The organism is Azotobacter salinestris (assembly GCF_009363155.1).
GTDB lineage: Bacteria > Pseudomonadota > Gammaproteobacteria > Pseudomonadales > Pseudomonadaceae > Azotobacter > Azotobacter salinestris.
In genome coordinates this window covers 1,681,774-1,695,479 of sequence record NZ_CP045302.1, presented here as the reverse complement: position 1 = coordinate 1,695,479, position 13,706 = coordinate 1,681,774, and the positions used below count along the sequence as shown (strand labels likewise).

Sequence of the window (13,706 nt, the reverse complement as noted above, 5' to 3'; positions counted from 1 at the left end):
GCCCCCTGGCTGCCTGAGCTGGGTGTCGTGACGGCCTCGCGTGCTCAGGCGGCCTGGGCGTAGCGCTTCCCGGGCCGTTCGGTGACGGGCAGTTCGTAATGCTCGTGGCCGCCCAGCCGGCAATAGTCCAGCCAGTCCTGATCGTGAACGCAGAAGTCCATTGCGATGCGCTCTTCCAGGTCATCCTGCAGATCGGTCGAACGGTCGAGGGATTCAGCGTGTTGCATGTCGGTTCCTCCTTGGCTGATCGAATGCCTTGCCTCATGGCCAGGGCTTCAGACTTTAGGACGGTCGGATGACCGTTTTCCGACGGAATCAGAACTTCGAGGACTCATTGGGCATTTGGTCGAAAGCAGCGCTTATAAGGCGCTTTGCTTGCGTAAAATATGACCGAGTCTTCTCTGTCCGCGCCGGGATGTCATGCAAGTCGCCGGCCAGTCGTCCCTGCGGGACGTACGGAAGCGTCAGGCCGCCCTGCGATGGGCAGTTCCCGAGCGCGGCAGCGGGCAGTGACGTTTTCGGCCCGCCACAGAGTAGCCCGTATTTCCCTGTTGTGGTGCGCGCGACTCCTCCGTGCACCTCGCCGATGCGGAGGTTTCGATGCTATTGCCGGCCCTTGGGTTCCCCCTGCCGCTGTCCCCGTCGCTGCTGCTGAATGCCGTGGCCCTGCTCTTCGCCCTTGTCGGGAGCTGGCTGCTGCTCGCCACCCGCCTGCGCGAGCAGCGTGCCCTTGCGCGTCTGGCCGGCGAGGGAGAGCTGGATGAGGAGGAGGGTTGGGCGCTGGAGGCGGCGACCGGACGGGTCAACCGCTTCTTCTACCGCTTTGGCGCCGGCACCCTGCTGCTGGCGCTGCTCCTCTCCTGGAGCAGCACCCGACTCTGAGGGGCACGCCGCCGTGGGGCGTCTCTACAGCGGCAGGCCGGCCTTGACGCGGTATTGATTGCGGACCGGGTTGGCGTATTGCAGGACCAGATAGGGGCGCTGTTCCTCGGGACAGGCGGCCAGGCGCCTCTGCCATTCCGTTTCGGCGCGGGCGAGCTCCTCGGCGGAGAACAGCTGCGCTGCCGTCGGCACCGGCAGCTCGGGATCGCGTCCGGCATACATCTCGTAAGCCAGATAATGGGCCGGGAACAGCCGGTAGTTGCCGAGGATCTGCCGGTCGATCTCCGCGGCGAGCTGCTTGGCATCCTCCGCAGGCCTCTCCAGCGGCGTGCCGAAGTGGATGTGCACCCGTCCCTTGTAGCCGGTGATGCCGAGGGCGATGCTCTGGTCGTCCTCGCCCGGCGCCTTGGTATAGCTGCCGCTGCTGGCGCGGATGTACAGCTCGCGGGCCTTGGCCTGGTCGCAGGGGTCGTATTCGTAGCTGATCGACACCGGAATCAGGTTCAGGGCCTTCACCGTCTCGGCGAAGGGCTCGTTCTTGCGGCTCATGTGGAACATCTTGAGGATCGCCGAGTCGGTACGGTCGTCGCCGTCCTTGGCCCGTCCCTCGGCCTGGGCGATCCAGATCGACTCGCCCTCCACCTGGATCGAGTGGTTGATGTAGGCGGAGAGCAGGTGATAGGCGGCGAGCTTTTCCCGCCGCCCGCTCAGCGAGCGGTGCACGATGAAGCTCTTGTTCAGGCGCATCAGGTCGCTGACGAAGGGCCGCTGCAGCAGGTTGTCGCCGATGGCGATGCGCGGGGTGCGCAGCCCGGCGTGGTAGATCGCATAGTTGACGAAGGCCGGATCCATCACGATGTCGCGGTGGTTGGCGAGGAAGAGGTAGGCCTTGCCGGGCCTGAGCTGCTCCAGGCCGCTGTAAGTCACGCCATCCGTGGCGCGCTCGATGGTACGGTCGACATAGGCTTCGATCTTCGTCTGCAGGGCCGCGACGCTGTCGATCCGGGCGAACTCGGTGCGCAGCCGCATGGCGATGAGCGGCTTGAGCAGCCAGCCGAGCGGCCCGGCCAGGCGCGGGAAGCGGAAGCGGGTAAGAATGTCGAGAAAGCCGGCGTCGGCGATCAGCCGCTGCAGGACGGCAGGGACCTCGGCGTCGGCATAGGGTCGGATGGCATCGAATTCGCCCATCATGTGCTCTTGATCAGGACTGGGTAGATAAAAAAGGAGGCGGAGGCGCAGGCCTGCGCCTCCTGTCGCGGGGAAAAATCGGCTGAGCATTATAGCGGCAACTCGAGGGACTCCACGATGCCGGCGACACGGAGCCGCCGAAGTCCGCGACGCGTCGGGACGGTCGGCAGGCGCCGCCGCTACAATGGCCGGTACCTCTTTCGCTTCCTGATCCGAGTGCCTGCCGTCATGAGTGGACGTTATGCCCTGTTTCGCTGGCCGCCGGCCCTGACTGTCCTGCGCGGATTTCCCGCGGACCTGGCGCCGCACTGGAGCATCGCCCCGGCCGCGCGGGTGCTGATGCTGCGCAATGCCGCCGGTGTCCGCGAGGCGGCGCTGGCGCGCTGGGGGCTGACCCCGGGCTGGCTGACCGATCTGTCGCGCACCCCGGCCCACGCCCGGGCGGAGACCCTGGCCGAGCAGCCGATGTTCCGCGAGGCCTTCCGCACCCGGCGCTGCCTGCTGCCGGCCAACGGCTTCTACGAGTGGCGCGGCGCGGCGCGCAAGCGCCCCTACTGGATGACCGGCGAGGCGCCGCTGCTGCACTTCGCGGCGATCTGGGAAGCCTATCCGATCGACGGGCAGGTCTATCTGAGCGTCGCCATGATCACCCAGGCGGCGGCCAGCCAGCGCCGGCCCGTGGTGCTCGACGAGGCCGGCCAGGCGCTCTGGCTGGATGCGGCGAGCCCCATGGGGCCGCTGCAGGAGCTGCTGTTGCGGCCCGTGCCGGCACTGCGCGAGCGGGCGCTGGCGGATCTGGTCAACGATCCACGCCTGGATGCCCCGGAGTGCCTGACACCTGCCTGAGCCAGGGGCGCGGCGGGAACTTTCCGGCCTGTCGGCGCTCTCTTGCCGGCCCCGCCTGCCGGGGTGGCTCACTGCCATTGTCCATTCCTCGGCCCCGGTTGCCGCTCCTGTAGCGGCGACCTAGCATACGGACCGTGTTTTTCAGGAGTACCCACATGGGCAAGTCGTCTTATCTCACCGGTGTCGCCGCCGCGCTGCTGCTGGCCGCCTGCCAGCCCGTCCAGACCACCAGTGGCGGTGCCGTGGGCGTCGAACGCAAGCAGTACATGTTCAGCATGCTCTCCACCGAGCAGGTCAACCAGATGTATGCCCAGTCCTACCAGCAGACGCTGGGCGAAGCTTCCACCAAGGGCGTCCTGGATACCAGCAGCCAGAATGCCCAGCGTCTGAACGCAATCGCCCGCCGGCTGATCGCCAAGGCGCCGCTGTTCCGCGCCGATGCCGCGCAGTGGCAATGGGAGGTCGCGTTGATCGACAGCGACGAGCTTAACGCCAGCTGCGGACCGGGTGGCAAGATCATCTTCTACAGTGGGCTGATCGAGAAGCTGCGTCTGACCGACGACGAGATCGCCGCGGTCATGGGCCACGAGATCGCCCATGCCCTGCGCGAGCACGGCCGCGAGGCGATGTCCAAGGCCTATGGCATCCAGATGGCCAAGCAGGGCGCCGGCGCGCTGCTCGGAGTGGGGGAGGCCGGTATGGCCATGGCGGATGTGGCGGTGCAGTACGGCATGACCCTGCCCAACAGCCGCAGCAACGAGAGCGAGGCGGATCTGATCGGTCTGGAACTGGCCGCCCGCGCCGGCTACGACCCGAACGCGGCGATCACCCTGTGGCAGAAGATGAACCAGGCGGGGAACAACGGCACACCGCAGTTCATAAGCACCCACCCCTCGCCGGGTAACCGCACCGCGGCGCTGGAGGCGGCGATTCCCAAGGTCATGCCGCTGTACCGGCAGGCGCAGGGCGGCAACTGAGTCGCCGGATGGCCCCCCGCCTGCGCGGGGGGCCGGCGCCTACAGCCAGCCGGCCAGTTTCGCGGTCTGATAGCCCGAATACACCGCCAGGCAGATGAAGGCCAGGGCGGCGATGCGGCGGATCAGCTTCAGCGGCAGGTTCTGGGCGACAAAGTTGCCGGCCAGCAGCACCACCGGTCCGTTGGAGATCACGATGCCGAGCGTCGTGCCGACCGCCACGAAGAAGGGATATTCGTACTGCGCGGCCAGCACCAGGGTGGCGACCTGGGTCTTGTCGGCCATCTCGGCGAAGAAGAAGGCGACCGTGCTGGTCAGGAAGGGACCATAGCGCTTGAGCCTGGAGTCGTCGTCGTCGCCCCGCTGGTCCGGCAGCAGAGTCCAGACGGCGATCGCGGCAAAGGCCGCGGCGAGTATGCCGTTCAGTGCGACTTCCGAGAGATGGCCAGCGATCAGGTGGCCGACTTCGGCGGCGAGGATGTGATTGCCTAGGATGCCGACGAACATGCCCCAGACGATCGGCCAGGGTTTGCGAAAACGCAGGGTCAGCAGCATGGCCAGCAGCTGGGTCTTGTCGCCGATCTCGGCGAGGATGGAGATCTGGGTGGGGATGAAGAGTGATTCCATCGGAATTCCTGGGGGCGGGACGACATTTTCCAGGACACGCACGCCTTCCCGCCCCGGGTGAGGGACGCGTGTCATACCTTGGGCATGTATACGACGGGCCTGGAGCGCACGCGTCATGACCGGAGCCGGCGACAGCTCCGGACGGGCGGGAGAGAACTCCCCTAGGACGGCGGGCATTGTGCCCAAGGGGGGCGCGCCGGGCAAGCGCGGCCCTGCCCGGGCAAGGGACCTACAGCCAGCCGGCCAGCTGCATCGCCTGGTAGCCGGTATAGACGGCCAGGGCGGCGAAGCCGGCAGCGGCGATGCGGCGGATCAGGGTCAGCGGCAGGCGGTCGGCGGCGAAGTTGCCGGCCAGCACCACCGGCACGTTGGCGATCAGCATGCCCAGCGTGGTACCGATCACCACCAGGACGAAGTGCGGATACTGCGCGGCGAGCATCACCGTGGCGATCTGCGTCTTGTCGCCCATCTCGGCGAGGAAGAAGGCGATCAGGGTGGTGAGGAAGGGGCCGTAGCGCTTGAGGCCGGACTCCTCGTCCTCGTCCAGCTTGTCCGGGATCAGCGTCCAGACCGCCACGGCGGCGAAGGCGGCGGCGAGGATGGCGCTCAGCGTGGCGGGCGAGAAGAAGCCGGCGACCCAGTTGCCGACCGCGCCGGCGGCGAAGTGGTTGGCCAGGGTGGCGACGACGATGCCCCAGATGATCGGCCAGGGCTGGCGAAAGCGGGCGGCGAGGAGCAGGGCGAGCAGTTGCGTCTTGTCGCCGATTTCGGCCAGGGCAACGATCAGGGTGGGGACGAAAAGAGATTCCATTGAATTTCCTGCAGGGGGCGGGTCGACAACTTTTCCATGACACGCACGCCTCCCCGCCCCGGGTGAGGTGTGCGTGTCATGGGTCTTGTCAAACCCTGCGGCCTGCATGGGGCCGAGGTCGCACTCGCCATGGCCTGCAGGCCAAGTATGTTGACGGGTGCCGGGCGAGCGGCTGCTCGCGGGAGACTACTCCCCCAGGACGGCGGGCATTGTGCCGAAGCGGCGGGCGGCGGGCAAGTTCAGCGCTCCCGTCCGGCGCGGTAGACACGAAAGCCGTGGGCCTCGGCCAGTACCTGGCAGGGGCCGAGGTGGCGCTCGATCAGCGGCGGATACTTGAGGAAGCTGTTGGCGACCAGGCGCAGCTCGCCGCCGGGACGCAGGTGCCGGGCGGCTTCGCGCAGCAGCGTCTCGGTGGCCTGGTAGTCGGTGTGCACGCCCTGGTGGAAGGGCGGGTTGCTGACGATCGCCGCCAGTTCGCCAGGGGCGGCCTGGATGCCGCCGCCGGCGATCAGCTCCGCTTCCAGGCCGTTGGCCGCCAGGGTCAGGCGGCTGCTGGCCAGGGCGAAGGCGTCCACGTCCAGCAGGCTCACCCGGCTCTGCGGATAGCGCCGCTTGAGCGCCGCGCCGAGCACGCCGGCGCCGCAGCCGAAGTCAAGCAAATCCCCCGGCGGCAGCCCGTCGAGGTGCTCGAGGAGCAGGGCGCTGCCGCGGTCGAGGCGGCCGTGGCTGAACACCCCGGGCAGGCTGACCACCTCGAGCGCACCGTCGGCCAGCTCGAGCCGGTAGCGCTGGGCGAGCTCCTCCTGCACGGGAGGCGGCGGCGCCTGTTCCACCGTCACTTGCCACAGCTGGCAGTGGCGGGCGCTGTCCAGCTTGCGCGGCTGGCCGAAGGCCTGCAGCTGGCGGGCGGCGCTCTCGATGCCGCCGCGCTTTTCCCCCACCAGGTACAGCTCGGCGCCGGGCAGACGGGCGGCGAGAGCGTCGAGCAGGTAGCGGGCCAGCTCGGTGGACTTGGGCAGGAACAGTACGGCGGCGGCGAAGGGCCGCTCGCCGGGGGCGGTACCGAACTGGCAGCGGCCGGCGAAGCGCGCGGTCAGGGCGGCATGCTCCCCGGCGTGCCAGCTCCAGCCGTGGGCGGCAGGCAACCGGCCGAGCAGGTCGTCGGCGGGCAGGCCGGCCAGCAGCAGATCGCCGCCGAACAGCGCGGCCTGGCGCAACAGCACTTCGCTACGCGGGTCCATGGAACATCCTCGGAAAAAGCCCGCAGCTTAGCAGAGGGGCTGGCGACTCAGGCGACCCGGCGCTTCGGCGTGCCGGCAAAATAGGCCAGGGCGTTTTCCGCCAACTGGCCGACGATGCGCTGGCGCGCCTCGCGGCTGCCCCAGGCGCTGTGCGGGGTGAGGATCAGCCGCGGGATGTCCGGCGCCAGCAGCGGATTGCCGTGGCGCGGCGGCTCCTCGCTGAGCACGTCGCAGGCTGCGCCGCCCAGCTGGCCGTGGCGCAGGGCATCGGCCAGCGCCTGTTCGTCGACCAGTCCGCCGCGGCCGGTGTTGATCAGGAAGGCGCCGGGCTTCATCGCCTGCAGCTGCTCGGCGCCGATCAGGTTGCGGGTCTGCTCGGTCAGCGGACAGTGCAGGGTCAGGGCATCGACCTGCGGCAGCAGTTCGGCCAGCGGCAGGCGGTCGGCGCGCTCGGGGCGGCCTGGCAGCTGACCGAGCAGCACGCGCATGCCGAAGGCTTCGGCCAGCCGGGCGACGGCGCTGCCCAGTTCGCCGTGGCCGAGCAGGCAGAGGGTCTTGCCTTCCAGCTCGACGATGGGGAAGTCCAGCAGGCAGAACTGCGTCGCCTGCTGCCAGCGCCCGGCGCGGATCGCCGCCTGGTAGTCGGGCAGGCGGGTGGCCAGGGCGAGCAGCAGCATCAGGGTGTGCTGGGCCACCGAGGGCGTGCCGTAGCCCTGGCAGTTGCACACCGCCACGCCATGCGCCCGGGCGGCGGCGAGGTCGACGTTGTTGGTGCCGGTGGCGGCGACCAGCACCAGCTTCAGGTCGGGGCAGGTGGCGAAGGTTTCCGCGCCGAGCGGTACCTTGTTGGCGATTGCCACCTGCGCGCCGCGCAGCCGCCCGGCTGCCTCGCCGGCGCTGCTGGCGTCGTGCAGCACGAGTTCGTCGAAGGCCTGGCGCAGCGGGGCGAGATCGAGATCGCCGAGATCGAGAGAAGCATGGTCGAGAAATACGGCGCGACGTGCGTTCATCGAAGTTTCCTTGGCTGGGGGAGTGGGGCAAGCGGGGAGCCTAACAGAGGGCTCCGTTCGGCGCGAAGGGCGCTTCGGGCTGGCGGCAGCCCGGGGGAGGCAGGGACAATAGGCGCTTTGCCTGCCGCTCCCTGGAGTTGCCTCGATGCCATCCTTTCCCGTCCTCCGGTGCATGGCCGCCGTCTTCGTCGTCTCGCTGGCGGCGCCGGCCGGCGCCGTGAGCTTCAATATCGGCCCGATCGAGGGGCAGCTCGATTCCAGCCTGACGCTGGAGACGGCCTGGTCGACGGCCAGGACGGACAAGGACCTGATCGGCGCCGACGGTGGACGTGGTCTGTCGCCGATCTCCGACGACGGCCGGCGCAACTTCAAGCGCGGCGAAACCTTCGCCAAGCGCCTGCGCGGCGTGCACGGTCTGGAGCTCAAGCGCGGCGATAGCGGCATTTTCCTGCGCGGCGACTACTGGTACGACGTCGAGCTGAAGGACGAGCAGCGACTGTTCAAGGACATCGACGACGGCAACCGCAAGGAGGGCGTGCGCGCCTCGGGTGCCCGGCTGCTCGATGCCTTCGTCTACCGCAACTACCTCGTCGGCGATCTGCCGGGTTCGCTGCGCCTCGGCCGGCAGGTGGTGAACTGGGGCGAGGGCCTGTTCCTGCAGGGCGGCATCGATGCGATCAATCCTCTGGATGCGCAGACCTTCCACCGCTCCGTCGCCGAGGTCCGCGAGGGGCGGCTGCCGGTCGCCCTGCTGCACCTCGCCCAGAGCCTGAACGATGCCTTCACGGTAGAGGCCTTCTACCAACTGGCCTGGGACCAGAGCCTGAGCGACAACTGCGGCACCTTCTTTTCCCAGGCGGACATGCTGGCCGACGGCTGCGACCGCAACCTGGCGATGCTCAGCCGGGCTGGCGCCCTGAGCGCCGCCGACATCGCCGCGCTCGAGGCCGAGGGCGTCGCCTGGACTGCACCCGACGAAGGCGTGCTGGTGCGCCGCGGCGGCGACCGCAATGCCCGCGACGGCGGCCAGTGGGGGATCGCCCTGCGCTATTTCGCCGTGCCGCTGGACACCGAGTTCGGCGCCTACTTCATGAACTATCACAGCCGCGCGGCGATCTTCAGCACCGGCGCCGCCGGCCCGGCGGCATTCGCCGCGAACCTGCCGCCGGCGCTGCTGCCGCTGGCGGCGGCCGGCAATGCGCGCTACTTCGTTGAATACCCCGAAGACATCCGCCTGTTCGGCCTGAGCTTCGCTACCACGCTGCCGATCGGAACCCGCTGGCGCGGCGAGTTGAGCTACCGGCCGAACGCCCCGGTGCAGCTCAACATCAACGATCTTCTCGGTGCCACCCTGACTCCGCTGGACCCCAGCGCGGCGCTCCAGCAGGCACGCCCGGGCCAGGAGATCCGCGGCTACCGGCGCAAGGAGATCATCCAGCTGCAGACCGGCTTCACCCAGGAACTCGATGCGGTGATGGGTGCCAGTCGCCTGACCCTGGAAGGGGAGGTCGGCTGGACCCACGTCGGCGGTCTGGAGGGGGCGGACAAGCTGCGTTACGGCCGCGACCCGGTGTTCGGCGCCGGCCCCCTGCCGGACGGCGCCTGCCAGGCGCAGAACACCGCCACCCTGGCCGGCCGCTCGCAGAAGAACCTCGGTCGCTACTGCGAGAGCGACGGCTTCACCACCCGCGACTCCTGGGGCTACCGGCTGCGGGCGACCTGGGCGTACCGCGACGTCCTGCCGGGCCTGGACCTCGAGCCGGGGATCGCCTGGTCCCACGACGTGGACGGCTATTCCCCCGGTCCGGAGGGCAATTTCGTGGAGGGCCGCAAGGCGCTCGGCCTCAACCTGGATGTCGACTACCTCGACACCTACAGCGCCGGGCTGTCCTATACCGACTTCTTCGGCGGCGAGTACAGCACCCAGGTGGATCGCGACTACCTGCTGCTGAGCCTCGGCGTGCGCTTCTAGCCGGCAGGCGGATGCTCGCCGCCCAGCGCGGGGGCCTTCAGCGCGGCGATGATCTTCGCGTCGTACCCGTAGATGTCCGGGCGAAAGGTCAGCTGGCCGCCGTCGTCGACCTGGGCGGTCCAGTAGGCCAGCAGGATCGGCACCGGCCGGGGCAGGTTCAGGTTGCGAGTCTTGCCGCTGGCGAGGATTTCCTCGAAACGCTGGCGCTCGGCCGGATTGGCGCCCTCCAGCAGCAGGTCGGTGAGTTGCATCGCCCGTTCCACACGGACGCAACCGGAGCTCAGGGTGCGCGTCTCCTTGGCGAACAGGTGCTGGCTCGGCGTGTCGTGCAGGTACACGGCGAAGGGGTTGGGAAAGCGGATGGCGATCCGCCCGAGCGGGTTGTGCGGGCCGGGGTCCTGGCGAAGCATGATGCCGCTGGGGTTGTGCCAGTCGACGCTGTGCGGGTTGACCTCGTTGCCCTGGTAGTCGATCACCTTGAGGTTCTGGCTGGCCAGAAAGCCGATGTTGCGCTGGATCTGCGGCAGCTTGTCCTCGCGCAGGATGGTCGGCGGTATGGTCCAGGTCGGATTCAGGGTCAGGTGGGTGACCTGCGACTTGAGCAGCGGCGTGGGCCGGGCAGGGCGCCCGACCTGGGTGCGCGTCTGCCAGCGTGGCTGTTGGTCGCGGAATAGGGTCAGCTGGGCACCGGCGACATCCACCAGCAGCAGGGTCGGCTCCATCTCCCGGGCGAGCCAGCGGAAGCGCTCGAGGTTGGCGCGGACCTGTTCCTGACGCTCGGCGGGCGTGACGTTCAGTTCCGCCAGGGTGGCCGGGCCGACGACGCCGTCGTCGTCGAGGAAATGCCGGGCCTGGAAGCGCTTCACGGCCTCCACCAGCTGCGGCGTGTAGCGTTGGCGGTCGCTGCCGGGGCGGGCCGGCTCGGTCAGATAGCCTTCGGCGGTCAGGCGCTGTTCGAGCAATGGCACGCGCTCGTCCGTCATGCCTGGGCGCAGCAGGTCGCCTTCCGGCACGCGCCGCCAGCTGCGCGACGGATTGCGGCGCAGCTCCGCGTAGGCGTGGCGCAGCGCCCGGTAGGGTTCGAAGTCCGGACGGGCCGCGGCGAAGGCGGCGGGCAGATCGTCCAGCTGGGTCACGGCAACGGCAGGAAACAGGGTGGGCGATGCCGGTGCGCGGCTGTTCGGCGAGCGCCAGAGCGGCTCGACCCGGGCCTGGTCCAGCTGGCCATAGGCGAGATGGCGCAAGGCTTGCAGGTAGGCGTGGGTGGCCAGGACGTCGGTGCAGGCGCTGCTCTTGGGATGGCTGGCCGGGCTGCCGGCCAGTCGGCGTAGGCTGGCGAGCTGGTAGTTGGCCGGCTCCAGGCCGTCGTCGACCAGTTGGGCGAGCTGCCCGAGCAGCTTTTCCAGGCGGGCGTCGACCGCCCAGACGCGCTGGTAGCCGAGCTGGCGATAGAAGGCCGACAGCGCCTCCAGGGCGAAGGCGTCGAGTTCGACGGCCGGAGAGACGCAGCCGAGCGATGGCTGCGCCAGCTGCTGGTGGAGCGCCTCGTCGCCCGGCAGCGGGATGCCCGGGGTGTCCGGGGCGGCCTGGGCGAGCTGGGCTGCCAGGAGCAGAGTGGTTAACAGGGCTGTGCACTTTTTATACAATGGCTGGCTCCCAAGCCTGCAGGACATTCGGATCGCAGGTTGCCGGCTAGACTGCAATCATGTGGCATCCATGATCAACCCAATTGCCCGGCGGGGCAAAGGGCGTTCCGATCGTGCGCCACCCAACCCAGACGAGGCGCGTTTTTCATGTCCACTCTCTTCCGGCTGCTCATTCTGGCGGTGGCGGGCTTCGCCGTATCCGTCCACGCGGCACCGGCCCCCCATTCCCTGCTCGACAGCCTGTCCAGAGCTGCTCCGAAACTGAACCGCAAGGTGCTCGACAGCGCCCTGGCGGCCATGCAGTGCGCCATCAACAATGGTTCGGCGCCGGCCCAGCGTCTGGCGGTGATCGACTTCTCCCTGCCGTCGTCCCAGCGCCGCCTGTGGATCTTCGATCTGGAGCGCAGGCGGCTGCTGCTGGAAGACTTCGTCGCCCATGGGCAGAAGTCCGGCGAGAACTACGCCACGCGCTTCTCCAACATCGAGGGCAGCCATCAGTCGAGCATCGGCCTGTTCCGCACCCAGGAAAGCTACGAGGGGCAGCACGGCTACTCGCTGCGCATGGACGGTCTGGAGCCGGGCATCAACGACCGGGCGCGCGAGCGGGCCATCGTCATCCATGCCGCCCACTACGTGAGCCCGACCTGGATCGCCCGCGAAGGCCGCCTCGGGCGCAGCCACGGCTGCCCGGCGGTGCGCCCGGAAGTGGCGCGCATGGTGGTCGACAGTCTCAAGGGCGGGCAGTTCATGTTTTCCTACTATCCCGACCAGAAGTGGCTGGCCTCGTCCCTCTACCTCAACTGCCGGCCGGAGCGGGTCGCCGCCATCCTGGCCTCGACGGCGGGAGTGGATGGCTGAAGCCGCCTGCGTCCCTTGCGAGACGGGGCGCACGGACCGGGGCGCGCTGTGCGTTATGCGAGCCCCGGTCCGGATGCGCACACTTGCTGCGCAGTGTGCCAAGATGGCGCATCGACGCTTCCGGAGCCCCCGCCAATGACCGCACCCACCGCCCTGATCCGCGAAACCTTCCCCGTCGGTCCCCTGCAGTGCAACTGCACCATCATCGGCGATCCCGTCAGCAAGAAGGCCATCGTCGTCGATCCGGGCGGCAACCCGGAGCTGATCCTGGCGCGCCTGCAGCGGCACGGGCTGAAGGTGGTCAGCATCGTCCACACCCATGCCCACCTCGATCACTTCCTCGCCGCCGGCCAGTTGAAGGAGCTGACCGGCGCGACCCTGCACCTGCATCAGGACGACCAGTTCCTCTGGGACAACCTGGAGATGCAGTGTCGCATGTTCGGCGTACCCTACACCCCGGTGCCGGCGCCCGACCAGTGGCTGAGCGACGACGAGGAACTGGCCTGCGGCTGCGGCGTCGCGCTGCACACGCCTGGACATACGCCCGGCTCGATGAGCTTCTGGTTCGCCGAGGCCAGGCTGCTGATCGCCGGCGATACCCTGTTCCATCGCAGCGTCGGCCGCACCGACCTGTGGGGAGGCGATGCCGCTGCCCTCAAGCGCTCGATCAGGGAGCGGCTCTACACGCTGGACGAGGAGGCCACGGTGGTCACCGGCCACGGCCCCGATACCTGCCTGGGCGACGAGATGCGGGAGAATCCCTTCGTCCGGGCCTGAAGGCGCCGGGCAGCCTGTGTTCGGCCTGGACGAGGCACGGCACGCCCCGTGGATAGCGGGTAGACTTCCTTTTTGGAACCCTGCGGATTGTGTAGGGAATTTCCCGCCGTGTTCATGTTCCAATCACCCTCCCTTTTTCAAGGGGCTGATGAATCTCTGAGGAGCAGTACTGCATGTTTACTCCGTCTCGCCTGTTGATTGCCGCAACTGCCATGGCGCTGCTGGCCGGTTGCGCTTCCAACAATCCCTACCAGAATCAGACCCAGACCGGGGAGCAGAGCGGCATGAGCCGCACCGCCAAGTACGGCGGCCTCGGTGCGCTGGCCGGTGCTGCTGCCGGTGCGCTGATCGACCACGACAACCGCGGCAAGGGCGCCCTGATCGGCGCGGCGGTGGCCGGTGCCGCCGGTGCCGGCTATGGCTACTACGCGGACAAGCAGGAAGCCCAGCTGCGCCAGCAGATGGCCGGCACCGGCGTCGAGGTTCAGCGCCAGGGCGACGACATCAAGCTGATCATGCCCGGCAACATCACCTTCGCCACCGGCTCGGCGGAGATCGCCAGCAACTTCTACACCCCGCTGAACGACCTGGCGACTTCCTTCAAGCAGTACGACCAGAACAGCATCGAGATCGTCGGTCACACCGACAGCACCGGTTCCTACCAGAACAACCTGAGCCTGTCGCAGCGCCGTGCGCAGAGCGTGGCCAACTACCTGGTCGCTCAGGGCGTCAATGGTGCGCGGGTCTCCACCCGTGGCGTCGGCCCGGACATGCCGGTGGCCAGCAATGCCACCGAGTCCGGCCGTTCGCAGAACCGCCGTGTGGAGATCAACCTGCGGCCGCTGCCGGGTGCCGCCCAGCAGCCGTAAGCCGA

At 68.6% G+C, this 13,706-nt stretch carries 14 protein-coding genes and 1 riboswitch; of the genes, 7 read left to right on the top strand and 7 right to left on the bottom strand.

Annotation, left to right across the window (positions count from 1 at the left end):
• Positions 1-44: 44 nt before the first annotated feature.
• Positions 45-227: a hypothetical protein gene (locus tag GCU53_RS08025; RefSeq protein WP_152387159.1), complete on the bottom strand. Its 183-nt coding sequence runs from the start codon at positions 225-227 to the stop codon at positions 45-47.
• Between the two features lie 373 nt (positions 228-600).
• On the opposite strand from GCU53_RS08025, the gene GCU53_RS08020 reads away from it, so the two are divergent.
• Positions 601-882 carry a hypothetical protein gene (locus GCU53_RS08020; RefSeq protein ID WP_152387158.1) on the top strand — a complete coding sequence of 94 codons (282 nt, stop codon included), beginning with the start codon at positions 601-603 and terminating at the stop codon, positions 880-882.
• Positions 883-906: 24 nt separating this feature from the next.
• On the opposite strand, the gene GCU53_RS08015 is transcribed toward GCU53_RS08020, so the two are convergent.
• Complete coding sequence (locus GCU53_RS08015) at positions 907-2,073, bottom strand: 1-acyl-sn-glycerol-3-phosphate acyltransferase (protein WP_152387157.1); 1,167 nt, start codon at positions 2,071-2,073, stop codon at positions 907-909.
• A gap of 225 nt (positions 2,074-2,298) precedes the next feature.
• Here GCU53_RS08015 and GCU53_RS08010 point away from each other — a divergent pair, with 225 nt between their 5' ends.
• Positions 2,299-2,916: an SOS response-associated peptidase gene (locus tag GCU53_RS08010; RefSeq protein WP_152387156.1), complete on the top strand. Its 618-nt coding sequence runs from the start codon at positions 2,299-2,301 to the stop codon at positions 2,914-2,916.
• A 155-nt stretch (positions 2,917-3,071) separates the two neighbouring features.
• Positions 3,072-3,893 carry a M48 family metallopeptidase gene (locus tag GCU53_RS08005; protein ID WP_152387155.1) on the top strand — a complete coding sequence of 274 codons (822 nt, stop codon included), beginning with the start codon at positions 3,072-3,074 and terminating at the stop codon, positions 3,891-3,893.
• 39 nt (positions 3,894-3,932) lie between these two features.
• On the opposite strand, the gene GCU53_RS08000 is transcribed toward GCU53_RS08005, so the two are convergent.
• The 4 genes from GCU53_RS08000 to GCU53_RS07985 all read right to left on the bottom strand — a co-directional run bounded on the left by GCU53_RS08000 (position 3,933) and on the right by GCU53_RS07985 (position 7,579).
• On the bottom strand, positions 3,933-4,517 hold the full coding sequence (locus GCU53_RS08000) for a TMEM165/GDT1 family protein (protein ID WP_152387154.1): 585 nt from the start codon (positions 4,515-4,517) through the stop codon (positions 3,933-3,935).
• Between the two features lie 229 nt (positions 4,518-4,746).
• Positions 4,747-5,328 carry a TMEM165/GDT1 family protein gene (locus tag GCU53_RS07995; RefSeq protein ID WP_152387153.1) on the bottom strand — a complete coding sequence of 194 codons (582 nt, stop codon included), beginning with the start codon at positions 5,326-5,328 and terminating at the stop codon, positions 4,747-4,749.
• 90 nt (positions 5,329-5,418) lie between these two features.
• A riboswitch (yybP-ykoY riboswitch) is annotated at positions 5,419-5,535 on the bottom strand.
• A gap of 32 nt (positions 5,536-5,567) precedes the next feature.
• The gene (locus GCU53_RS07990) at positions 5,568-6,569 is read right to left on the bottom strand and encodes a class I SAM-dependent methyltransferase (protein ID WP_152387152.1); all 1,002 of its coding nucleotides are present in this window, start codon (positions 6,567-6,569) and stop codon (positions 5,568-5,570) included.
• Between the two features lie 47 nt (positions 6,570-6,616).
• Positions 6,617-7,579, bottom strand: a complete 963-nt coding sequence (locus GCU53_RS07985; RefSeq protein WP_152387151.1) for a 2-hydroxyacid dehydrogenase — start codon at positions 7,577-7,579, stop codon at positions 6,617-6,619.
• A gap of 145 nt (positions 7,580-7,724) precedes the next feature.
• Between GCU53_RS07985 and GCU53_RS07980 the strand changes: the two genes are divergently transcribed.
• Positions 7,725-9,551 (top strand): DUF1302 domain-containing protein, encoded by a 1,827-nt coding sequence (locus tag GCU53_RS07980; protein WP_152387150.1) that lies wholly within the window; start codon positions 7,725-7,727, stop codon positions 9,549-9,551.
• Here the strand turns inward: GCU53_RS07980 and GCU53_RS07975 are convergent.
• Positions 9,548-11,197, bottom strand: coding sequence for a L,D-transpeptidase family protein (locus GCU53_RS07975; protein WP_208845455.1), 1,650 nt, complete (start codon positions 11,195-11,197; stop codon positions 9,548-9,550). The two genes, GCU53_RS07980 and GCU53_RS07975, sit on opposite strands and share 4 nt — an antisense overlap.
• A 147-nt stretch (positions 11,198-11,344) precedes the next feature.
• Here GCU53_RS07975 and GCU53_RS07970 point away from each other — a divergent pair, with 147 nt between their 5' ends.
• The 3 genes from GCU53_RS07970 (at position 11,345) to GCU53_RS07960 (ending at position 13,701) form a co-directional block, all read left to right on the top strand.
• Positions 11,345-12,055, top strand: coding sequence for a murein L,D-transpeptidase catalytic domain family protein (locus GCU53_RS07970; RefSeq protein WP_152387149.1), 711 nt, complete (start codon positions 11,345-11,347; stop codon positions 12,053-12,055).
• A gap of 135 nt (positions 12,056-12,190) precedes the next feature.
• Positions 12,191-12,832 carry an MBL fold metallo-hydrolase gene (locus GCU53_RS07965; protein WP_152387148.1) on the top strand — a complete coding sequence of 214 codons (642 nt, stop codon included), beginning with the start codon at positions 12,191-12,193 and terminating at the stop codon, positions 12,830-12,832.
• Positions 12,833-13,005: 173 nt separating this feature from the next.
• Positions 13,006-13,701, top strand: a complete 696-nt coding sequence (locus GCU53_RS07960) for a YiaD family glycine zipper/OmpA-like lipoprotein (protein WP_152387147.1) — start codon at positions 13,006-13,008, stop codon at positions 13,699-13,701.
• The last annotated feature ends 5 nt before the right edge of the window (positions 13,702-13,706 follow it).